This is a genomic window from Agrobacterium sp. (genome assembly GCF_032092815.1).
GTDB lineage: Bacteria > Pseudomonadota > Alphaproteobacteria > Rhizobiales > Rhizobiaceae > Agrobacterium.
This window is the reverse complement of the sequence record NZ_DAMDBP010000031.1, coordinates 1-20,537: the sequence shown is the minus strand read 5'-3', so window position 1 is coordinate 20,537 and position 20,537 is coordinate 1. Positions and strand designations below refer to the sequence as shown.

The window sequence follows — 20,537 nt, the reverse complement described above, 5'->3', positions numbered from 1 at the left end:
AATTATGAAGATACCTTACATTCCCGAAGATGCTCCGTTCAATGGTGACCAGCGTGCTTGGTTGTCCGGTTTTCTGGCAGGTCTGCATTCGCGCATGAGCATTGGCGGCGAAGGTTTTACGGCAGTCGCCGCGGGGCAGTCGCCAAAAGCTGCGGCTGCCGTTCTCAACGTGCTTTACGGCACGCAGACCGGCAATGCCGAAGGTCTGGCGATGGATATCGCCACCGCCGCGCGCGGCCAGGGCATGCAGCCGGTTGTTGCTGCATTGGATGATGTCTCGATGGAAAGCCTGTCGGCCATGAAGCGGGTCATCATTGTCACCTCGACCTATGGCGAAGGTGACATGCCCGACAATGCCCAGCTGTTCTGGGATGCCTTGTCGGCCGATAACGCACCGCGTCTGGAAGCCGTCAACTTTGCCGTGCTGGCACTTGGCGACACCGGTTATGACGGTTTCTGCCAGGCCGGTAAGCTGATCGATACACGCTTTGAACAGCTTGGTGCCAAGCGCCTTCATACCCGTCTGGACTGCGATATCGACTATGAAGATGTTGCTGCCGCATGGATCGGTGAGGCACTGCCGGTGGCTGGTGCCATCGATGGTGGTGAGGCATCTGCCACTGCAGCACCTGTGGCAGCGGCAGAACCGGCCCGGGCCAAATCTACCTGGAACCGCAAAAATCCCTATTCCTCGGTTGTTTCAGTCAATCACCGGCTGTCCGGTATCGATTCCGCCAAGGAAATCCGTCACTACGAATTCGATCTTGGCGATAGTGGTCTGGAATATGAAGCCGGTGACGCCTTGGGTGTTGTCCCGTTCAATGACCCGGCACTGGTGGACGCCATTCTCCAGCGGCTCGGCACGTCTGCGGATGCCAGCGTCCCAGGCACTGACCAGCCGCTTGGCGACGCGCTTTTGAAGCAGTTTGAAATCTCCACGCCATCGCGTGAACTGGTGCAGGAAGTTGGCAAGCGCGCCAACCATGAAGAGCTGAACCATATCTTGCGCAACGGCGACAAGCAGGCGCTGGATGCCTTTTTGTGGAGCAAGGATACGCTTGATCTCCTGTCGCTCAATCCGGCCATGGGCCTGAGCGCGGACGAATTCGTAAAGCTGCTGAAACCCTTGCAGCATCGCGCCTATTCGATTTCCTCTAGCCCGCTTGCCGCCAAGGGCAGTGTGCATCTGACCATCGCCAGTGTGCGTTACCACGCGCAGGGCCGCGATCATGGCGGCGTGTGCTCGACCTATCTGGCAGACCGTGTCGCTGCAGGCGAAAACGCCGGCATCTTCGTGTCGCAGAACAAGGCGTTCCGTGTACCGTCCAACAATGATGCTCCCATGATCATGGTTGGTCCGGGCACTGGCATCGCACCGTTCCGCGCATTCCTTCAGGAGCGCCGCGAACGTGGTGCCAAGGGTAAGAACTGGTTATTCTTTGGTGACCAGCACCGCGCCAATGACTTCATCTACGAACAGGAATTGGGCGAGATGAGCAGCAACGGCGTGTTGACCCGTCTGGATCTCGCCTTCTCGCGCGACCAGGCAGAGAAGATTTACGTGCAGACCCGTATGAAGGAAAACGGCAAGGCGCTTTATGCCTGGCTGGATGAGGGCGGTCATTTCTACGTCTGCGGTGATGCCACGCGCATGGCCAAGGACGTTGATGATGCCCTGCATGATATCGTCGCCACCCATGGCGGCCTGTCCGCCGAAGCGGCGGGTGACTATGTCAACGCGTTGAAACGCGAAAAGCGTTATCTTCGCGATGTCTATTGATTGCCTTGAAAGAAAAAATCCTCGGGGGGCAGCCCCCGAGGATTTACAGATACTGCTCCGGAACTCCCCGGATTGATCAGCAGTTGGTGCAGGCGAGTGTGGTGCCCGCACGCTGACGGAAGAAATCTTCCCGCGAAATATTGATGGTCTTGATTTGCGGCGGCATCACCGCTGGCATGAACATTGCCAGTTCATGCGGAATGGTCAGCTCTGAACGCACAAGAAACGTATTGGCCACAACAAGCGCACTTGGAATGGTAACGGCCGCGCCAACGGCGTAAGGCCGGCTATCGTCCTGCGCCCACGACCAGGCAACGGTCGGTTTCGATGATGCATCAATCGAAATACCGGTGATCTTCAGCTGCAGGCCGGTAATGCTGTAAGGCTCAAAAATGCCGTCGGCGGCATTGATCATGGTTTTCAGATAGGCCTTGTTGACGCTGCTCTGCTGCGTCACGATATCGGCGATCGCGCCCGATGCGCGCGTGGCGCGTTTGGCAACACTCAGGCCGATCGTCAGCTCGAAGGATGTGATGTAGACCATCAGCAGGATGGGCACGATAATCGCAAATTCAACGGCACCCATACCTTCACGGTCTTTTGCCAACCGTTTGAAGATGCCGGAAAAGCTGCGCTCTTGCTTCATCGTGCGCTCACTTGAATCGTGGTTCATTCTGGTAGGCCGATGTTGCAATGATCAGGAAATAGGACGGAACCGAAGCATCCGTCGGGCGAATATTGCTGATATAGGGCCGGATCAGGTCCGTCAGAACCTGCCATTTGTAATAGGCACGCAGCATGTTGATGGTGCCTGGACCACCTGGTTCAAACTTGAAGGCTGACGTATCGAGGTCACCATTCTTGACCGGGACCGAGCTTGGCATATCAGCGAAATTGGTGAAGGTGCGCGCATCGATGAACAGCTTCTGCGGCGTCTTTGCCTCGCTCGCTGAACAAGTGATCATGATGGCAATTTCATTGCAGAACAGCTGTCGGAACTGCTCGGCTTCCTTGTCGGTCGCGGAATCGACCTTGTAGGTGATCTGCCCGGTGCGCAGTTTGCGGGACATGGTCTCAACCGCATTCCACACCAGCTGTTCGCCGGTAAAGGCAATGAAAGTCTCAATGATCGCAAAAATGATCATGAAATAGGGAATGGCCAGGATAGCAAATTCTATCGCGGCAGCGCCATCGCTTGATTTCCGCAGTCGTCTGATCTGCCCGAAAAAACTGAATACTGAACGCATGAGGCTATCTTCATGGTGCACGGCGCCTGCCGATGCTCATCATCGGCAATACGCGGCCACGTTAGAAGCTCAATGTTTAAAATGTCTTGCGCTGTTGGGGAGAATGCGACGCAAATGTAGCTTTAATGATCATGAATCGGACGAAATGGCCGGTTTCAAAACAAAAAGCCTGCCGTTGGTGACAACGGCAGGCTTTGATGTTGATGTTTTGGCAACAATCAGTCGTGATCGGCCTTGGACAAAACCTCAAGCGTTGGCGTCGAGGTAATGTTGAAACCGCAATCGACATAATGACATTCGCCAGTCACGCCACGCGACAGGTTGGACAGCAGGTAAAGCGCCGAACCACCAATGTCTTCAATGTCGGCCGTGCGACGAAGCGGGGCATTTTTCTGGTTCCAGGCATAGATGGCGCGTGCGTCGGAAATACCGGCACCTGCCAGTGTGCGAACTGGGCCTGCCGAAATGGCGTTGACGCGAATATTGCGCGGACCGTAATCCGCAGCCAGGTAACGCACGGAGGCTTCCAGAGCTGCCTTTGCCACACCCATGACGTTGTAGTTGGGGATCACACGCTGCGAACCATTATAGGTCAGCGTCAGCATGGAACCGCCATCGGTCATCAGTTCAGCAGCGCGTTTGGCAATTTCCGTAAATGAGAAGCAGGAAATGACCATGGTGCGGCTGAAGTTTTCGCGGGTCGTGTCGGCATACAGACCCTTCAGCTCGTTCTTGTCAGAAAAGCCGATGGCGTGGACGACGAAATCGATCTTGCCCCAACGCTCCTTGAGCGCTGCAAACAGTGCGTCGACTGACGCAATGTCTTCAACGTCACAAGGCACGATGAAATCAGAATTGAGCTCTGCAGCCAGCGGCTTGACGCGTTTTCCAAGCGCTTCGCCCTGGTAGGTGAAGGCGAGCTCGGCACCCTGTGCAGAAAGCGCCTTGGCAATACCCCAGGCAATAGAATGGTTGTTGGCCACACCCATGATGAGGCCACGTTTACCCTGCATGATGCCATTCATGGCTTTTATCCGTTGTAACGCTGGAATACGAGCGTAGCGTTGGTGCCACCGAAACCGAACGAGTTGGACAGAACCGTGTCGATCTTCGCGTTGTCAATGCGGCTGCGAACGATCGGAACGCCATTGAATTCCGGGTCAAGCTCGGAAATATGGGCGCTTTCACCGATGAAACGTTCCTGCATCATCAACAGGCCGTAGATGGATTCCTGTACGCCAGCTGCACCGAGGGAGTGACCCGTCAGCGACTTGGTGGACTGGATGTGCGGGATCTTGGAGCCGAACACTTCGCGGATCGCGCCGATTTCCTTGCTGTCGCCAACAGGGGTCGAGGTGCCGTGTGTGTTGACGTAATCGACATCGCCCTTCACGGTCGACAGAGCCTGACGCATGCAGCGGATCGCGCCTTCGCCCGACGGAGCAACCATGTCGTAACCGTCAGATGTCGCGCCGTAACCGACGACTTCAGCGTAGATCTTCGCGCCGCGTGCCTTGGCATGCTCCAGCTCTTCCAGAACCAGAACGCCAGCACCACCAGCGATGACAAAACCGTCGCGGTTGGCGTCATAGGCGCGCGAAGCCGTTGCAGGCGTGTCATTATACTTGGACGACATGGCACCCATGGCGTCGAACAGGTTGGACATGGACCAGTCGAGGTCTTCATGGCCACCGGCAAACATGATGTCCTGCTTGCCCCACTGGATCATTTCAGCCGCATTGCCGATGCAGTGCGCAGATGTCGAGCAGGCAGACGAGATCGAGTAGTTCACGCCGTGGATCTTGAACCATGTGGCAAGCGTGGCAGACGCGGTCGAAGACATTGCCTTCGGCACGGCAAATGGGCCAATGCGCTTCGGGCTGTTGTTCTTCAGCGTGATGTCGGATGCTTCAACGATGGTGCGCGTGGACGGACCACCGGAGCCCATGATGATGCCGGTACGCTCGTTTTCGCTGATGTCCTTGTCCTCAAGACCGGAATCGGCAATCGCCTGCTTCATGGCAACATGGTTCCATGCGCCGCCCTGGCTCAGGAAGCGCATGGCGCGGCGGTCAACCAGATCGGTTGGGTCAAGCGAAGGCTTGCCCCATACCTGGCACTTGAAACCGTGCTCGGCGAAATCCGGCGAGAAGGAAATGCCGGACTTTGCGTCTCTGAGGGATGCCGTTACCTCTGCGGCATCGCTGCCGATGGAGGAAACAATGCCGAGGCCGGTGACAACTACGCGTCTCATGAACGTGGACCTTTTCTTTGAATGTCGCTTGGCGGCTTTATATCCGCCGGGCGCCTGTCAGACTCTGACCGCCAGGTTCAGGCAGTCTTTTCTTTCGAAAGACCAACCCGAAGGTCGGTTGCCTGGTAAATGGTTTCGCCATCAGCCTTCAGCCAGCCATCAGCGGTGCCCAGCACGAGGCGGCCACGCATCACGCGCTTGAAGTCGATGCCGTATTCGAGAAGTTTGGTGTGCGGGCGAACCATGCCCTTGAACTTCACTTCGCCGGTGGAAAGCGCCATGCCGCGGCCTTCTTCACCCAGCCAGCCAAGGAAGAAACCGGTCAGCTGCCACATGCCGTCAAGGCCAAGGCAGCCAGGCATGATCGGGTTGCCCTGGAAGTGGCAAGGGAAATACCAGTCGTCTGGGCTGACATCGTAAGCTGCACGAATGTAGCCTTTGTCGAACGCGCCGCCGGTCTCGGAAATTTCAGTGATACGGTGAACCATCAACATCGGAGGCAGAGGAAGCTGCGCATTGCCGGGGCCGAAAAGTTCTCCGCGGCCACATGCCAGAATTTCCTCGTAATTGTAGCTCGATTGCCTCGTCGTCATGCTCTTTTCCGTTTCCCCGATACTGTTCAACTCAAATTTGTCTAGAGCATGTGATGTTCAAAATGAAGCGTTGCAAGGGGTCGGCGCCGCGTCATCATGATGCATGCAAATAACAAATCCTAATGTTCTTTCCGGTCCGCATACAGGAAGCAGACCTTGTGAACCAGAGAAAAATTGAAAAACACGGCCAATTCACAGGTGTTGTCGGTTCTGTAGCCTATGGAAGCTATTGAAACAGATGTCTGTAAAAGTTATATGCTTTAAGAGATTAACCTGAAATTGGATGGTTTTTAGGAACGGCCTTGATGTCACTAGACGCAAATATCGATATTGGATCTCGGCTTCGCCGTTATGGCTTGCGCCCGACCCGGCAGCGTGTTGCGTTGGGAGACTTGTTGTTTGCCAAGGGTGATCGCCACCTGACTGTCGAAGAATTGCATGAAGAGGCCGTGATGGCTGGCGTGCCGGTTTCTTTGGCAACCGTCTATAATACTTTGCATCAGTTCACCGAAGCTGGCCTTATCCGTGTGCTGGCCATGGAAGGCGCTCGCACCTACTTCGATACGAATGTTTCCGACCACCATCACTTCTTTGTCGAAGACGACAATGAGGTTCTCGATATTCCGGTCAGCAATATCCAGATTGATAACCTGCCGGAGCCTCCTCCAGGCATGGAGATCGCCCACGTTGACGTGGTGATCAGGCTGCGCCGCACCCGTGATTGATCGTCGGGTCACACATTATCCTATAGAGACATTATAATACGTCTTCTGGTGGACGGCCCGGACGCGTGCGGTAGCGCGGAAATGTCCAGCCGAAAATCAGTGCGCCGCTTCGGATGGCGAAGGCCGTCGCAACACCTGCGGCCGATGCCGCATAGAGCGGAAAGCCAAACGCATTGGCTGCGGTGAACACGCAAGCGCCTGCCAATGCGCAGGTGATGTAGATTTCCGGCCGCAGCAGCACGGATGGTTCTCCCGCCAGGATATCGCGCAATATGCCGCCAAATGTCGCCGTCAATGTGCCGGTCACGATGGCAACGGTTGGTGATCCTGTTGCGGCCAGGCCTTTGGCAGCGCCCATCACGCAATAGGCGGAAAGACCAATGGCATCGAGCCAGATCAGCAGCTTGTAGCGTGATTCAAACAGGTGTGCAGTGAAGAACACCAGAACGGCGACCGAGACACAGACGAGAATGTAAGTCGGGTTGATCACCCAGAAGACCGGTGCACGTCCCAGAACAAGGTCGCGCAAGGTGCCGCCACCAATACCGGTGACTGCGGCAAAGAACAGGAAGCCGATGAAATCCAGCTGTTTGCGTGATGCGGCAAGAGCGCCAGTTGCGGCAAAAACGGCAACGCCTGCGTAATCGAGAAAGCCAAGCAGCGTCATGGGAATTTACCTCGAATTATCAAATACGGCGTCAGTGTCACGCAAGCACAATGGCTTAATTGTCCGGGCCAAGCTTCGCAGACATCCATAGCGGAAAGAAATGCAAAGGAAAATGCCGTGAGATTGCCAATCGTCATCCTGCTTCAGTTGATATTCATGTTGCCGTTTTCGCAAGGTGCGTTGGCGCAGCAGGAGCTGGTGCGGGACCCTGCCGAATATGAACAGGCCCATTTCAGCAAGGTTTGCGAGAAGGCGGAATTTGGCGCTGACTTCGTCACGCAGCTGGACATCAACAATGATGGCCTGATGGATGTCGTAACCAATCACGGCGCCATTACCTGCGATGGTGAAAAGGGCGTTGGCTGCACGGATGAGGGTTGCCCCTATAATTTCTATGTGCAGGTGCAGGAAGGCGGTCACATCATGATCGCGACGGCACAGCTCTACAGCTACGATTTCATCAAGCGTTTCGGCAATATGGTGTTCGTGTTCAAGATGCATCCGAAATATTGCGACCGCACCGATGAGCGTCAGTGCGAGATGACCGTTCGCGTGCGCGGTACCCGTTTTGTGACCATTTCCAAGAACTGATTGCTGGCCTTCATCTCAAGGGGCGGGCAACTTTCTTATTGTCACACGCTGGTTATAACGGTGCCGCAGCGAGCGCGGCATCAGCATGGTGATGAAGGCTAGCAGCGTAACGATAGCGGCAACGATCCAAAGGGACGCATAGTCCATATAGGCGCCGACAACCGCACCGCACAAAGCGCCACTCAACATGCCAAGCCACGGCACGATCTGGATGGTCCAATCGATCTTGCGCTCACCGATCAGCCAGCGGCCAATGCCGCGCCCGAAACGGGAAAGCGCGCCGGTAACATAGGTCAGCCCGATTGGCAGGCCTTCGATATGCTCGACTGCGGCGTTGATCATGCCCATCGCGAACACAACCAGATAAAACTGTATAAGCGGTACATCGGTGGTCGGCATGACCGAGGCGATGGCCAGTGTTGCACCAACTGCGGCCAGCACCGCAAAGATGCGATTGTCGACCCTGTGTGCAATCACAATCCCCATCGCATTGCCCAGTACAAAAGTTGCGATAGCGCCCAGCAATATCAGGGCATGACCCCAGTTGCCAGCCTGCAATGACATGGCTGCCCGGGTCGTGTTCCCCGTCATGAAGGACACGAAGTCACCGGACATCCGAAGGCCGATGGCGTCCGTCATGCCGGCGATGAAGGAGAGGGTGGCGACAAGGGCAATACCCATGCCGGTACGTCTGGCTTTGATGAGAGAGCGGCGTCTTTGTCGTGTCATGTTCTGCTCGACTGCGAATGGGTTTCGCGGGCCGACGAGCCGTGGTGATGCGCGGATCGGGTCCGACTCAAAATAGAGTGCTTGTGCTTTTGTTGTAGGCGCATTCCCCAGATCACTGCAACTTTACATCGCAGCTTCCCGGTCTGATCCGCCTTGAATGTAAGGGATCAGGGCGCATTTTGCGTCACCTGTGCATGCGGTTGCGCTACGCTCATTTGTGCTTTTCGCATGGCGTTGCGGGCAAATCTCTGCAGGTCAGTGCCGTGGTTCGTACAAAAACATGCAAAAAGTACAAGACTCTGCAAATCGGTAAATATATAGTTGCCAAACGTACTCATGTTTATTATCGGACTGCGATGAAAGAGAGCCGGGGCATCCTTGCTCAATTGAGCCAAAGGCTTGACGGTATTCATGGGTGCTCTTTTTTTACGGTAGACCGGGAAACCAATATCATGCTCGCCGATACGTCCATCACCTCATCCGCTTCCAGCGTGCGACGCAGCAATGTCTCCATTGCTTCTGTTTGTGTTGTCGCCCTTGCAGCTATTATGACTGCGGGTCATGTCGCGGCGCAAACTCCGGCTCCTTCCGTAAGCTCTGAACAACCCGCAGCTGTGCAGGCGCAGACGCAGGCACCGGCAGCTGAGACGCCTGCTGCACCGACCCAGGCAACGCCAGTACAGGCAACACCTGAACAACAGCCGGCTGCACCTTCGGCACAAACAACGACACAGCAGCAGACTGCTCCTTCTGCACCGGCTGCCACACCGGCACCACAGGCAGCTGAACCAACTGCCGCTACGCCAGCAGCCAGCCAGGCAACAGGTGAAACACAGGCACCTGCCACACCAGCGACAACGCCTGATACCACAGCGCCGCAGGCGCCGGCTGCAGACCAGTCGATCACATCACAGCAGCCGGCAACGGCCGAAACACCGTCAGACGCTGCCGCACAGTCAGACGCGGCTCCGGCAGAACCGCAGGAGCCAGCCACCATGCTGGAGCAGCTGTTCCAGAGCCCTGGCGAACGTTCCGACATTCCGCATGACCTGTCGCCAGTTGGCATGTTCATGGCTGCGGACTGGGTGGTCAAGGCGGTGATGATTGGTCTTGCTTTCGCCTCGATCGTCACCTGGACAGTTGGTTTCGCAAAGATTGTTGAGCTCGCTGGCGCCCGTGTGCGTGTTGGTGCAGCACTGCGCATTGTCCGCCGCGCCCGCACATTGGACGAAGCCGTTCAGGCGGTTGAAAACAAGGGCGGTCCTGCAGCGCTGATGCTCAAGGTTGCCTCGTTCGAAATGAAGGTTTCCGATCCGGTTGTCGAACACACCGATGGTGCCGGCATCAAGGAACGTGTTGCTTCTGCCCTGTCGCGCATCGAAAGCCATGGTGGTCGCCGTATGTCCCGTGGCACCGGTGTATTGGCAACGATTGGATCGACCGCACCGTTTGTTGGTCTTTTCGGTACCGTGTGGGGCATCATGAACTCGTTCATCAGCATCTCGGAATCGCAGACCACCAACCTGGCGGTTGTTGCACCGGGTATTGCTGAAGCTCTTCTGGCAACGGCGATCGGCCTCGTCGCCGCTATCCCAGCGGTTGTCATCTACAACGTGTTTGCTCGTTCAATCACTGGCTATCGCCATCTGCTTGCGGATGTTGCTGCAGGCGTTGAGCGACTGGTCAGCCGCGACATCGATTTTCGTCGCGTTCCGTCTGGCGATAACAAGCCTGCCGTTTCTCTTGTTGGGAGATAACGGGCATGGCTGGCGGTATTCGTGAAGAAAGCGGCGACGATCTCTCTGAAAACCACGAGATCAACGTTACGCCTTTTATTGATGTTATGCTGGTTCTTCTTATCATCTTCATGGTGGCAGCGCCTTTGGCGACGGTCGACGTCAATGTTGATCTGCCTGCCTCGACAGCCAAACCGGCAGAACGTCCTGATGAGCCGATCTACCTGACGGTCAAGGAAGATCTCAGCCTCAATCTGGGCAATGACCCGGTCGAAAAGGAAAACCTTGCCTCCATGCTGGATGGCAAGACTCAAGGCAACAAGGATGCTCGTATTTTCCTGCGGGCAGACAAGACGGTCGATTACGGACAGTTCATGGAAGTCATGAACGCGCTTCGCGACGCAGGTTACCTCAAGATCGCACTGGTCGGTCTTGAATCATTGCCTGCGCCGGTTTCTTCGCCAACGGCGCCGGATGAAGCGGCGCCAAATGCTGGAACAACGGGAACTGCTCAATGACAACGCTTCGTCAGCCGCAGGCAAGACATTCCAGAGTGGGCGAAATCCTGCTCTGGTCTTTTGCTGCCTTCGTCATGCTTTCGGTGCATGCGGGCCTTGCAGCACTGCTGCTGCGGGAGCCGGCACCGACGGCGGCACAGGACTCGCCACCTGCGGCAATCATGATTGAGATGGCGGCAATGCCGGAATCCGTGGATACCACGGAAAACGTCATCAATCCGGATACTGCCGAAGCGGAAGACATCAAGAGCGATACGGTAGAACCCGTTGAAGAAGTAGCCGAGGTTCCACCTGAGCCACAACCGGAGCCAGAACCCATTCCAGAGCCGGTTGTTGAGGAAACTCCGCCAGATCCGCCTGTCGAAGAGGTTGCAGAACCTCTACCGGAAGAAATGCCGGAGCCGGTGGAAGAGGTTGATCCGCTGCAGCAGGAAATGGTTGCCGCATTGGAAAATGTAGAGGTTCCGCTGCCGGTCAGCCGTCCGCCGCCGCCGGTCGAAAAAAAGCCTGAGCCGAAAAAGGTCGTCGAGAAGAAGAAGCCTGACACCCGGCCGAAGAAGCCGCCACCGGCCTCGAAAGCTGCGCAGATGGCCAAGGCCGATGCCACGCAGTCCAATCGCACAGCAGCGCAGAAGACCAGTGTCGGTTCGTCGTCATCATCGGTTTCGCCAGCGCGCTGGCAGTCTCGCCTGATGGCGCATCTTGAACGCCGCAAGCGTTACCCGTCAGATGCCCGCTCCCGCAAGGAGCAGGGAACGGCTTTTGTCCGGTTCCAGATCGATGAAAGCGGCAATGTATTGTCGGTATCGCTGTCACGCTCGTCTGGTTTCGCGGCACTGGATGAGGAAGTGGTTGCCATGGTTCGCCGTGCCTCGCCGGTTCCTGCACCACCACCTGGCGCCAGCAAGACGGTTGTCGCACCGGTTCAGTTCACCATTCGCTGAGTGGTGAACGGCATTTACATGCACTGATCCGAAATGCTCTTCTGGTCATGACAAGGGTAGCTTGCTATCGCTTGTCATGACGTGCTTTTCCGCGGACGTTTTGTCGGCGGTGCACAGGAGAGAAGGCAAGCATTTTATGAAGTTCAGCATTTCCGATGCGGAAGATTTTGTTTCCGGTATTTTTGAACAGAATGGCGTGATTTCCACCAGCGCCCGCTCTACGGCAAAAGCGCTTGTCGCAGCAGAAGCTGCCGGGCAGGGTGGCCATGGTTTCAGACGCATTCCTGCCTATGTAAAACAGACACGTGCTGGCAAGGTAAATGGCAAGGCAACCGTCACAACCAAAAGGGTGAAGGCGGGTGTCCTGGCCATTGATGCGGCCCATGGTTATGCCTATCCGGCCCTTGATGCGGCTGTCGCTGACCTGCCCACCATGGCACGCGAGCAGGGCATCGCCTTGGCTGCCATCTCGCGCTCGCACCACGCCGGTGTCATGGCTCTGACGGTCGAACGTTTCGCCGAACAGGGGCTGGTGGCGCTGATGGTTGCCAATGCCCCGGCAGCGATTGCGCCCTGGGGCGGAACCAAGCCGCTGTTTGGCACCAACCCGATCGCCTTTGCCGCCCCAGTGGCCGGTCAGGACCCCTTGGTTATCGATCTGGCACTGTCAAAGGTTGCGCGTGGCAAGGTCATGGCAGCGCGGCAAAAGGGCGACAAAATTCCCGAGGGCTGGGCGCTCGACGTGGATGGTAAACCCACGACCGATGCCGATGCGGCCATGGCCGGAACGATGATCCCGGCCGGTGATGCCAAGGGTGCCGCACTTGCCTTCATGGTGGAAATCATGGCGGCTGGTTTGACCGGTGGTGACTTCGCGTTTGAATCGCCGTCGCTGTTTGATGAAAAAAGCCGCTCGGTGGCGCTCGGCCACACCATCATCGCCATTGATCCCTCGGTGACGGCTGGCGACATGTTTGCAAGCCGTCTTGCAATGTTTGCCGGCGAAATCGAAGCGCAACCCGAGGCACGGTTGCCGGGACGGCGCAGCCAGGGAAACCGCAAACGCGCCTATGACGAAGGCATCGTCATTGAAAGTGACATTCTGGAAGAGATCGCCGCATTGTAGACGGCTATGCGGTAAAAAACGAAGCGGCCTGACAGGGTAATCATTTACCCCGCCAGGCCGTTAACCGCTAGTGCGATCCGCCACCGGGAAAACCCGGCCACCGCGGTTACGTGTGGTACCGAAGGCGTCATCGCCTCGAAAACACCGCACGGGCTGCGCTGCAAACGCAAAACTTGGCAGCGAAGGAAAACACATGTCGTCCGATGTGGTTGCCTGTAACGGCAGCAGACATGTGATCGAGTTCAGGCTTACGTCATGCCTTTCCGAAATAACTGCCCGTTTTGGGGTAGGGCGATCGGATTTGGAAAGGAATTTGAGCCTTTTCCGCAGAAAACAACCCGTGTTTCCAGCGGAAGAATAATGCGCGTCAGATGTCGCGTTCGATGATGCCTTTAAGTAGGGCGATGCTGATGGCATGCAGAAGATTGGTTGCGCCCAGCTTCTGTCGTGCACTTGCCAGTGCATCCTGTACATCATCTTCGGATTTTTCGAGATTTTTGGCGATGACAGATGGATGCATACCCTCTGCCGCCATGGCGAGGTATGTCTTTTCGTCGTCTGTCAGCGAATCCGGGCGTGCAAAATCGCCCGCATGTTGTTTATGCGGAGACATGGTCATTCTTTTCAGTACCATTCTGACAAAAACGCCCATTGACCGCGAATGCGGTTACATGGCGTTGTCTTTATTCCAAGAATTAGAAAGCGCGCTGCCATATGCAGCAAAGCTTCAGTGAATGTCATGAATTAATCAGCACAGCGCATCGTTGCGTCGGGCGTTCAGTTGCGCAGCCTAATATACAGGGGGAGGTAGAAAATATATAACCTCAGGCGCCAAAAAATGCACAGCAGATACATTTCTCGGATATATTCTGTGCCATTTTGGATCAGTTCGTTGAATTTCCCGATTTTTCCCGAATATGTCAAGCAACTTTGCGATGTTTTGATGCGCAAAAGCAGGTTGTGTTATTCAATAATTTCGCGATGTACTGTCGCGCAGGGCTTTTGGGGTCATGCCAAACCAGCGCGATACCGAGCGTGAAAAGGCGCTCGGTGCAGAATAGCCCAAACGATAACATATGTCGGCAATGGGCAGTTCGCTCTCTGTCAGCAGTGTGTGGCTGGCCTCACGTCGCACCTCATCACGCAATGTATTGAGATTGGTGCCCGCTTCGGCCAGTCGCCGCTGGAATGTGCGGGGAGACAGGCTGAAATAGGGGGAGATGTCCTCCAGCGAAATCTCGTGTTCGTTCATGCGCATTTGCATGTAGCGGCGCACCTGGCTGACGAAATGCTGGTCGGACAGCGCCGAAATCTCAGGCCGCATTGCCCGACATTGCAAATCCATCAATGTAAACAGACGGATATCACCTTTGGGGTTTGCAACATCCAGCAACTGGTTTGGGACATGCACCCGGTTGATACGCCGCGAATATTCGATGTGTTTCGAAAACGCTTTTTTGAAAAGGCTGGTATTTCTGGGCTTGGGACGCTCGAGTTCAACCAGTAGACCATCGGTTTCATCGCCAATGATCTGCCGCAGACGGTTGAACGCCATGGCAAGCGACATATCGGTATATTGGTCGCGTTTGGCGATCACAGGTGCAAAAGTCCATGAAATGCTTGCGAATTTATCGCCAAACTCCAGCTGCGTGTCACTGGCATTGCTGGCGTAATACAGGTGTTCATCGACGAATTTCAGATAATCACGCACAGTTGGCGCACTCATCAGGCCGTAACCGAAGGGGCCGGTGGCGCCTGGCGTCAAAAATCCTGCACATTGCAAACCGAATGTGTCATCATCGACCAGCGTCGCGCAGGTCTCCAGCAATCGGCATAGACGATCCAGGCTGACACGTGCTGTCAGGCTCTGCAAAACCTCGGGATCGATGCCAAGAGACTTGGCGATCGGACCAATATCAATGCCGCAGGATTGCGCATAACCGGAAATAGCCGATCCTAAACCGGCCACAATGGTTATCTCGTCGATGAGCCTTTGTTGGGGCATAACACAATTGGCGCGTGATGTTCAAAAAATGTCGCCAAAAGGTAATCCGGATATTGCGGTATGTCGAGGCCTTTTGTAATTTTCTTTCGCCGAATACCGAAAATTATGCCACCATGAACAAGAGCCGTTTTAAGGGCTCTTTTCTGTTCAGGCCTGTCGGTAATTTTCCAGAATTTGAATGAGAGATTTGCCAGCGGCGTGAAGGTCGCCGCTATTGTCTATCGTCGCAACATTGAACGTGTCGGGGATTTCAAAGGCACTGCGTTCAAGGCGGCGTAGAATATCTGCCTTGCTTTCGCGGCCACGTTTTTCAAGCCGCTCCGCCAGAACCTCGGCCCGTGCGGTGATGTTGATCACCTGAAGGTGTGCAAAGGCTGAGCGGAAATCCGGCAAGGTCGAGCGTGAACCGTTGACGATGACCAGATCGCCTTTTTCCAGTTGCGAAAATACCTTTGCCGGAACGCCGTAGCTGAGACCATGCGCCTGCCAGCACACGGCAAACCGGTTTTCGGCCTGAAGGGTCGTGAACTCATCGGCGGTTACGCTGTCATGGTCCTCGCCGCCTGCATCCTTGCTGCGGGTAATGACCCGGCGCACGAAATGCACATCCGGGCAGTCCTGAAAATGTTCTGCTGCCAGCGCCAGCAAGCTGTCCTTGCCGGCACCGCTGGGACCAACCACGGCAACCAGTGTGCCGCGTTTCGTCCCAGTTATGCCTTGTGGGGAAGGGTCACTGTCCATCACGCGACACGTCGCCCCTGACGCCAGACGGAACGAACCACTGGAACGCCCTCTTCGCGGTGGACCCGCACCAGATCAGCGCGCAGGCCGGTGCGAATGGCGCCACGGTCGTCAAGGCTGACAGAGCGGGCCGGATTGGTTGTCACGAATGCCAGCGCCTGCGGCAACGAGATGCTATCCACCGTATCGGCAATAATGAACGGCGCATAAAGCAGGCTGAATGGCACGTAGTCGGACGATAGTACGTCGAGCACGCCAAGCTCAGCCAGATCCTTGGCAGCGATGTTGCCGGAGTGGGACTGACCACGCACGATGTTCGGCGCACCCATCAGCACGCTCATGCCGGCATCATGTGAGGCGCGGGCCGCTTCAACGCTGGTCGGGAATTCCGCAACCTTCACACCATGGCCGATCGCTTCCTGCACGTGTTCTGTGGTGGCATCGTCGTGGCTGGCAACGGTGATGCCACGCTCGGCGCAGCGCGCTGCCAGATAATCACGGTGTGGCGCGGAATATTGTGCCGAGGCCGATTTGCGGCGTTCGACAAACCGGGCAAATGCCTCGTCACTCAGGCCACGCTTCTTCTGGTAGTAGAGGATGTATTGATCCAGCGACTGGAACTGACGCTGGCCCGGGGAGTGGTCCATCAACGAGATCAGTTTCACATTCGGGTCGTTTTCGAAATCTTCGAAATGCTCAAGAACGTCGGACGATGCCACTTCGCAGCGCAGGTGCAGAAGGTGTTCGGCGCGCAGACGGTTCTGGCTGGCAGCAAGCTCGATGGCATCGGCCATGTCGCGCATTTCGCCCTTCTTGAAACCGCCGTCCTCGTCAGAGCCGAGGCGCAGGCAGTCGAACACCGTAGTGATGCCAGAAGCAGCCACCTGGGCATCATGGGCCTGAACGGCAGCAGTCTTGTTCCAGGTCACGCCTGGGCGTGGCGAATAGTGCTGCTCCAGATGGTCGGTATGCAGTTCAACGAGGCCGGGAATGAGGTAATCGCCTTCGAAATCCTCACCCACTGTCGAAGGACCGGTGCTGATATCTGCAATAAGCCCATCACGGATCAGCACTGAGCCGGAGATGATATCGTCTTCAAGGACGATGCGGGCGTTGGAAAGAACCTGTTCGGAACGCATTGAGGGTGTCTTTCTATCGAGTGGCAAGGGGATGCCAGGAGTGAACTTTAAAGGGCTCTCCACGCGTTTCTTCAACGAAAAGCGCAAGGCCGGTAATGGAAAGTGGTCGGTTGATAAAATCGGAAAAATGCCCGTTGAGCAGGCTGTGAATATCGGGGCGCTGCGGCTCGTCGGTCGGGCCGGTCAACGTCATGTGAAAACGAAACTCGTCCATCACATGCGGGTAGCCCCACAACATGAGATTATCGCGCTGTTTCTGCGTGAGGTTCTGCGGGCGACGGCGAGCAATGTCGCTGTCAGATAGGGGTGCGCGATATTCGTCGAAGAAATCGACGATATCGGCAGCGAAATCCTGCAGCGGACCATGAGTTTCATGCGGTACCAGGGCAAAAAATGGGCCGAGTTGGCCAACCACGATCTGCGGAATGTCGAAAGCTGTGCGCGTTTCGGCAAAGTTCCGAAGCGCGGCCAACAGTTGTGCCTCGCTCTTCTTTTCCGAAAGCTCAAACGGCGCTTTCAGCGTCGCATGAAAACCGTAACGGCGCGGTTCAGCCGTCAGCTCTTCCCGCGCTTCGTTGTCTGCGTGGATCTCGCCGGTAAAGGCATCCCGACCAAGCCATCGTGCTGCAGCAAGGTTTAAAGGGTGTGTCTGCGGAGGTGTGAAATAAACAGCGTAACGCACTGTGGAATCTTTCAAACGTCATGGGAGCTTCAGCGAACCCGCATTTGAGGGCAAAGCGGTGTACGCTGCAAGTCAGGCCATGCGCCTAAATGATTTCCATGACAGAATGATGATGCCGATGAAGTCTCACCCCTTAATGTGCGGTTTTACCGATGAGTCTCGAACGGATGGCATTGGAAATGCCGTCGAACAGGAAAACCACAAAAAGGATCAGCAGCACCATATAGGCAACCTTGTCCCAGTCGGCATTGGTGCCCATGGCTTCCAGCAGCTTGAGACCGATACCGCCAGCACCCACGGCGCCGATGATGGTGGCAGAACGGGTGTTGCTTTCCCAGAAATACAGGGATTGCGAAATGAACACTGGCAGCACCTGTGGCACCACGCCGTAACGATTGACCACAGCAGGCGATGCCCCCACAGACTTCACGCCTTCGCGCTGTTTGTCATCGACGTTTTCCAGCGCCTCGGCATAGACCTTACCAAGCGCACCGGTGTCGGTGAAAAAGATCGCCGCGATACCGGGAATGGGTCCGGGACCAAAGCTGCGGGTAAAGAACAGCGCCCAGATCAGCATGTCGATGGAGCGCAGGAAATCGAAGGCGCGTTTCATGCCCCAGTTGGCAAGGCGGTTTGGCGTAATGTTGCGCGCTGCGATGAAGGCGAAGGGGAAGGCGACCAGCGTGCCCAGTAGGGTACCGACAAAAGCCATAACTAGCGTCTGCATCAGCTTGGACAGAATGTCCGCGTGTTGCCAGACCTTGTTGTTGAGGAAGTCGTCAGCCATGTTGGCGATGTTGGACTGGTTCGGATCCAGCCGTTCGCCAACCGTTGCCAGCGCAAGCAGCTCACCGGTGCTTTTGCCCCAGAATTCAGACTGCGTATCGAAGAAAAAGTTTGCCCAGCCCATGAAACGGCGCTGCACATAAACCTGGCTGTTGCGAATTTCCGCCTGACCTTCAAAGCCATAATTGACGATGACCTTGCTTCCGTCCTGCTGGATGGCGGCTGGTGCATCAACCGGGGCAGTGACCATGTCCTGCGAGATGGTGACGGTGTAAGGCGTGCCGGCAACGTAAACGTCGACCTTGTCGGTGGTGATGTCGAGGCGGTCGTCCATGCTGCCATAGGTTACCGTATAGCTGCCATTCTGGCCGGGGATCAGCCAGTCGATGTCAGCGCCTGCCGGATATTGCCCGCGGCTCGACCATTGTGGCACCACAGTGCCATCCTGGAAGCGTAGGCGCGGTTGCGCGCGCCAGGAGTACCAGTCCTGAATATAGGATGATGCGCGGTCCCAGCGACCTTGCATCAGCGCCGGGCCAACGTTGAAGAACACGAAACACAGCGCCAGATAGGCAATCACGGCACCAAGGCCGACAAACAGGCCGTAGCGCTGCATGAAGCTCTTCTGGAAGACGTGGGGATAGGTCTTTGTCAGGCGCTCGCGCTCGGAGGCGTTGATCGATGGTGTGGATCTCATCAGACTGTTCCTTGCGCGCTGTCAAATGCCTGCTGGCCAATCAGCCGGCGGCGAAGCCATGACGAAAACTGGTCCACTGCGATGATGGTAATCAGCAGCAGGATGATTATGGCATAGGTCTTGGCGGCGTGATCGCGGCCAATGGCCAGACGGAACACCTCACCAATACCACCGCCGCCGACGGCGCCGATGATGGTCGAGGCACGCACGTTAATCTCAGCGCGCAGCAATGCGTAGGATACGAAGTTTGGCAGAACCTGCGGCACGATGGCGTAACGGACGCGCTCCAGCCAGTTGGCACCGGCGGCACGCAGGCCTTCATCGGGGCGCATATCGGCATTCTCGACCACTTCGAAGAACAATTTGCCCAGAGCGCCCACCGTATGGATGGTGATGGCGACGATCGCGGCAATCGGCCCGATCGAGAGGATCGCGGTCAGCAGTCCCGCGACCACGATTTCCGGAAAGGCACGCATCACTTCCATGATACGGCGCACAACCCAGCGCACGATGCCGGCACCGACCAGATTGGTCGAGGCGAAAAAGCACAGGATGAATGCAAAGCCGGTGCCGATCAGTGTCGAAACCAGCGCGATATTCAGGGTGATGATCAGCTGGTAGATGAAGAACGGAATGTAGAAATTATCCGTCACATAGACCCGGTCAGCCGTGTAATTGTATTTGAGCGAGCCATCATCATAGGGTGACGGCAGGTCGAACATGGCGCGGAAAATTTCCAGCGGGCTGTCTGGCACGAATGTCTTGATGAAATCGAACAGGTAAGGAAGGCGTTCAAAGAACTTGCCCGAATTTGCATTATTGGCGAAGTTCAACGACGCGCCGAGCGCGATCAGGAAAACAACGATCGAAATGGCCGTATAAAGCCGTCGTGTTCTCAACTGCTGCTGATAATGACGCATGACGGTGGACGCGGATTGTCCCAGCCCGCCCAGTGTCGAAGTCGTCGAATGTCCGCTCATGCTGCATCTTCCTGTTGCGAAAAAAAGCGGCGGCTAAGAAGCCGCCGCTCTATTTTTATCTCTACCAATCAGCCGCCGATAACGGACTTACGGGCGTCGATGATGGTCTGGTAGAAGGAAGCATCAACCTTGATGTATTCCTTGTTGTCGCCCTGTGTGAACGCCTTGAAGCAAGCGCTGTCGTTCTTTGGCAGGGCCAGGAAGAAGTCCTCAACCTTGGTCTTCATTTCTTCGCCGACCTTGTTGGAAACCATCAGCGGGCCGTTCGGGATCAGAGGGGACTTCCAGACTTCGACGATATCGTCCATGTCGAGGTTGCCCTTGTTGACCATCTGGTGAAGGTTGCCACCGGTGTAGCCTTCTTCCCACTTGCCAACGCCCGAACCGAAGGTCGTGCCAACGTCGAACTTCTTGTCGAGAACGGCGAGAACGAGGTTCTCATGGCCGCCGCCGAAGCCGCTTTCAGAGAAATATTCCTTGACGGAAGCGCCGATTTCCTTTGGCAGCGCAACGTTTGGAACGAGGTAGCCAGAGGTAGAGTCAGGGTCAGCAAAGCCGATCTTCTTGCCCTTGGCATCAGCCAGCGTCTTGATGCCG

23 protein-coding genes are annotated in these 20,537 nt (G+C 56.1%); 7 read left to right on the top strand and 16 right to left on the bottom strand.

All coding sequences use genetic code 11. From position 1 onward, the window contains the following. The first annotated feature begins 1 nt into the window (after position 1). A complete protein-coding gene (locus RT613_RS16930; RefSeq protein ID WP_313617240.1) occupies positions 2–1,780 on the top strand; it encodes a sulfite reductase subunit alpha in 1,779 nt (592 codons plus the stop codon). A 76-nt stretch (positions 1,781–1,856) separates the two neighbouring features. Here RT613_RS16930 and RT613_RS16925 read toward each other — a convergent pair whose 3' ends face one another. From RT613_RS16925 to fabA, 5 genes are all read right to left on the bottom strand, one after another. Then, positions 1,857–2,426, bottom strand: a complete 570-nt coding sequence (locus RT613_RS16925; protein WP_313617193.1) for a TadE/TadG family type IV pilus assembly protein — start codon at positions 2,424–2,426, stop codon at positions 1,857–1,859. A 7-nt stretch (positions 2,427–2,433) separates the two neighbouring features. Next, complete coding sequence (locus RT613_RS16920; protein WP_313617191.1) at positions 2,434–3,027, bottom strand: TadE/TadG family type IV pilus assembly protein; 594 nt, start codon at positions 3,025–3,027, stop codon at positions 2,434–2,436. Positions 3,028–3,245: 218 nt separating this feature from the next. Further along, a complete protein-coding gene (fabI, locus tag RT613_RS16915; protein ID WP_313617189.1) occupies positions 3,246–4,052 on the bottom strand; it encodes an enoyl-ACP reductase FabI in 807 nt (268 codons plus the stop codon). 5 nt (positions 4,053–4,057) lie between these two features. Then, positions 4,058–5,281, bottom strand: coding sequence for a beta-ketoacyl-ACP synthase I (gene fabB, locus RT613_RS16910; RefSeq protein WP_313617188.1), 1,224 nt, complete (start codon positions 5,279–5,281; stop codon positions 4,058–4,060). Between the two features lie 77 nt (positions 5,282–5,358). Continuing rightward, positions 5,359–5,874, bottom strand: a complete 516-nt coding sequence (gene fabA / locus RT613_RS16905) for a 3-hydroxyacyl-[acyl-carrier-protein] dehydratase FabA (protein WP_313617186.1) — start codon at positions 5,872–5,874, stop codon at positions 5,359–5,361. A 305-nt stretch (positions 5,875–6,179) separates the two neighbouring features. On the opposite strand from fabA, the gene irrA reads away from it, so the two are divergent. Then, positions 6,180–6,599, top strand: coding sequence for an iron response transcriptional regulator IrrA (irrA, locus tag RT613_RS16900; RefSeq protein ID WP_313617184.1), 420 nt, complete (start codon positions 6,180–6,182; stop codon positions 6,597–6,599). A gap of 31 nt (positions 6,600–6,630) precedes the next feature. On the opposite strand, the gene RT613_RS16895 is transcribed toward irrA, so the two are convergent. Next, the gene (locus RT613_RS16895; protein ID WP_313617182.1) at positions 6,631–7,266 is read right to left on the bottom strand and encodes a trimeric intracellular cation channel family protein; all 636 of its coding nucleotides are present in this window, start codon (positions 7,264–7,266) and stop codon (positions 6,631–6,633) included. A 117-nt stretch (positions 7,267–7,383) separates the two neighbouring features. Here RT613_RS16895 and RT613_RS16890 point away from each other — a divergent pair, with 117 nt between their 5' ends. Then, on the top strand, positions 7,384–7,857 hold the full coding sequence (locus RT613_RS16890; protein ID WP_313617181.1) for a hypothetical protein: 474 nt from the start codon (positions 7,384–7,386) through the stop codon (positions 7,855–7,857). 15 nt (positions 7,858–7,872) lie between these two features. Here the strand turns inward: RT613_RS16890 and RT613_RS16885 are convergent, their stop codons facing one another. Together RT613_RS16885 and RT613_RS16880 are read right to left on the bottom strand one after the other, a co-directional pair. Beyond that, entirely contained in the window at positions 7,873–8,586 is a 714-nt protein-coding gene (locus RT613_RS16885; RefSeq protein ID WP_313617179.1) for a YoaK family protein, read from the bottom strand. A 167-nt stretch (positions 8,587–8,753) separates the two neighbouring features. Beyond that, positions 8,754–8,999 (bottom strand): hypothetical protein, encoded by a 246-nt coding sequence (locus RT613_RS16880; protein WP_313617177.1) that lies wholly within the window; start codon positions 8,997–8,999, stop codon positions 8,754–8,756. A gap of 39 nt (positions 9,000–9,038) precedes the next feature. Between RT613_RS16880 and exbB the strand changes: the two genes are divergently transcribed. The 4 genes from exbB to RT613_RS16860 all read left to right on the top strand — a co-directional run bounded on the left by exbB (position 9,039) and on the right by RT613_RS16860 (position 12,910). Next, positions 9,039–10,343: a tonB-system energizer ExbB gene (gene exbB, locus RT613_RS16875; RefSeq protein ID WP_313617175.1), complete on the top strand. Its 1,305-nt coding sequence runs from the start codon at positions 9,039–9,041 to the stop codon at positions 10,341–10,343. 5 nt (positions 10,344–10,348) lie between these two features. Continuing rightward, positions 10,349–10,840: a TonB system transport protein ExbD gene (exbD, locus tag RT613_RS16870; protein ID WP_313617173.1), complete on the top strand. Its 492-nt coding sequence runs from the start codon at positions 10,349–10,351 to the stop codon at positions 10,838–10,840. After that, entirely contained in the window at positions 10,837–11,784 is a 948-nt protein-coding gene (locus RT613_RS16865) for a TonB family protein (RefSeq protein ID WP_313617171.1), read from the top strand. The genes exbD and RT613_RS16865 overlap by 4 nt, the downstream gene beginning before the upstream one ends. 136 nt (positions 11,785–11,920) lie before the next feature. After that, positions 11,921–12,910 (top strand): Ldh family oxidoreductase, encoded by a 990-nt coding sequence (locus RT613_RS16860; protein WP_313617169.1) that lies wholly within the window; start codon positions 11,921–11,923, stop codon positions 12,908–12,910. A gap of 367 nt (positions 12,911–13,277) precedes the next feature. Here the strand turns inward: RT613_RS16860 and RT613_RS16855 are convergent, their stop codons facing one another. The 8 genes from RT613_RS16855 to phnD form a co-directional block, all read right to left on the bottom strand. After that, positions 13,278–13,523, bottom strand: coding sequence for a LuxR C-terminal-related transcriptional regulator (locus RT613_RS16855; RefSeq protein ID WP_313617168.1), 246 nt, complete (start codon positions 13,521–13,523; stop codon positions 13,278–13,280). A 354-nt stretch (positions 13,524–13,877) separates the two neighbouring features. After that, positions 13,878–14,915 (bottom strand): AraC family transcriptional regulator ligand-binding domain-containing protein, encoded by a 1,038-nt coding sequence (locus RT613_RS16850; RefSeq protein ID WP_313617166.1) that lies wholly within the window; start codon positions 14,913–14,915, stop codon positions 13,878–13,880. 147 nt (positions 14,916–15,062) lie between these two features. Beyond that, positions 15,063–15,656 (bottom strand): phosphonate metabolism protein/1,5-bisphosphokinase (PRPP-forming) PhnN, encoded by a 594-nt coding sequence (phnN, locus tag RT613_RS16845; RefSeq protein ID WP_313617239.1) that lies wholly within the window; start codon positions 15,654–15,656, stop codon positions 15,063–15,065. After that, positions 15,656–16,795 carry an alpha-D-ribose 1-methylphosphonate 5-triphosphate diphosphatase gene (locus tag RT613_RS16840; protein WP_313617165.1) on the bottom strand — a complete coding sequence of 380 codons (1,140 nt, stop codon included), beginning with the start codon at positions 16,793–16,795 and terminating at the stop codon, positions 15,656–15,658. The genes phnN and RT613_RS16840 overlap by 1 nt, the downstream gene beginning before the upstream one ends. A gap of 13 nt (positions 16,796–16,808) precedes the next feature. Then, a complete protein-coding gene (locus RT613_RS16835; protein WP_313617164.1) occupies positions 16,809–17,477 on the bottom strand; it encodes a DUF1045 domain-containing protein in 669 nt (222 codons plus the stop codon). 133 nt (positions 17,478–17,610) lie between these two features. Continuing rightward, on the bottom strand, positions 17,611–18,960 hold the full coding sequence (gene phnE, locus RT613_RS16830) for a phosphonate ABC transporter, permease protein PhnE (protein WP_313617163.1): 1,350 nt from the start codon (positions 18,958–18,960) through the stop codon (positions 17,611–17,613). Then, complete coding sequence (phnE, locus tag RT613_RS16825) at positions 18,960–19,880, bottom strand: phosphonate ABC transporter, permease protein PhnE (RefSeq protein WP_313617237.1); 921 nt, start codon at positions 19,878–19,880, stop codon at positions 18,960–18,962. The genes phnE (RT613_RS16830) and phnE (RT613_RS16825) overlap by 1 nt, the downstream gene beginning before the upstream one ends. A gap of 128 nt (positions 19,881–20,008) precedes the next feature. Next, positions 20,009–20,537 (bottom strand): phosphate/phosphite/phosphonate ABC transporter substrate-binding protein (gene phnD / locus RT613_RS16820; RefSeq protein ID WP_313617162.1); only part of this gene is annotated, 529 nt, incomplete at its 5' end.

Coding starts and splice junctions, on each gene's coding strand:
- RT613_RS16850 (WP_313617166.1), bottom strand. CDS start 14,915: ATGCCCCAACAAAGGCTCATCGACGAGATAACCATTGTGGCCGGTTTA.
- RT613_RS16860 (WP_313617169.1), top strand. CDS start 11,921: ATGAAGTTCAGCATTTCCGATGCGGAAGATTTTGTTTCCGGTATTTTT.
- phnN (WP_313617239.1), bottom strand. CDS start 15,656: ATGGACAGTGACCCTTCCCCACAAGGCATAACTGGGACGAAACGCGGC.
- RT613_RS16895 (WP_313617182.1), bottom strand. CDS start 7,266: ATGACGCTGCTTGGCTTTCTCGATTACGCAGGCGTTGCCGTTTTTGCC.
- RT613_RS16865 (WP_313617171.1), top strand. CDS start 10,837: ATGACAACGCTTCGTCAGCCGCAGGCAAGACATTCCAGAGTGGGCGAA.
- RT613_RS16925 (WP_313617193.1), bottom strand. CDS start 2,426: ATGAAGCAAGAGCGCAGCTTTTCCGGCATCTTCAAACGGTTGGCAAAA.
- phnE (WP_313617163.1), bottom strand. CDS start 18,960: ATGAGATCCACACCATCGATCAACGCCTCCGAGCGCGAGCGCCTGACA.
- RT613_RS16840 (WP_313617165.1), bottom strand. CDS start 16,795: ATGCGTTCCGAACAGGTTCTTTCCAACGCCCGCATCGTCCTTGAAGAC.
- RT613_RS16920 (WP_313617191.1), bottom strand. CDS start 3,027: ATGCGTTCAGTATTCAGTTTTTTCGGGCAGATCAGACGACTGCGGAAA.
- fabI (WP_313617189.1), bottom strand. CDS start 4,052: ATGAATGGCATCATGCAGGGTAAACGTGGCCTCATCATGGGTGTGGCC.
- phnE (WP_313617237.1), bottom strand. CDS start 19,880: ATGCGTCATTATCAGCAGCAGTTGAGAACACGACGGCTTTATACGGCC.
- irrA (WP_313617184.1), top strand. CDS start 6,180: ATGTCACTAGACGCAAATATCGATATTGGATCTCGGCTTCGCCGTTAT.
- exbD (WP_313617173.1), top strand. CDS start 10,349: ATGGCTGGCGGTATTCGTGAAGAAAGCGGCGACGATCTCTCTGAAAAC.
- RT613_RS16880 (WP_313617177.1), bottom strand. CDS start 8,999: ATGAATACCGTCAAGCCTTTGGCTCAATTGAGCAAGGATGCCCCGGCT.
- fabA (WP_313617186.1), bottom strand. CDS start 5,874: ATGACGACGAGGCAATCGAGCTACAATTACGAGGAAATTCTGGCATGT.
- RT613_RS16885 (WP_313617179.1), bottom strand. CDS start 8,586: ATGACACGACAAAGACGCCGCTCTCTCATCAAAGCCAGACGTACCGGC.
- fabB (WP_313617188.1), bottom strand. CDS start 5,281: ATGAGACGCGTAGTTGTCACCGGCCTCGGCATTGTTTCCTCCATCGGC.
- exbB (WP_313617175.1), top strand. CDS start 9,039: ATGCTCGCCGATACGTCCATCACCTCATCCGCTTCCAGCGTGCGACGC.
- RT613_RS16855 (WP_313617168.1), bottom strand. CDS start 13,523: ATGTCTCCGCATAAACAACATGCGGGCGATTTTGCACGCCCGGATTCG.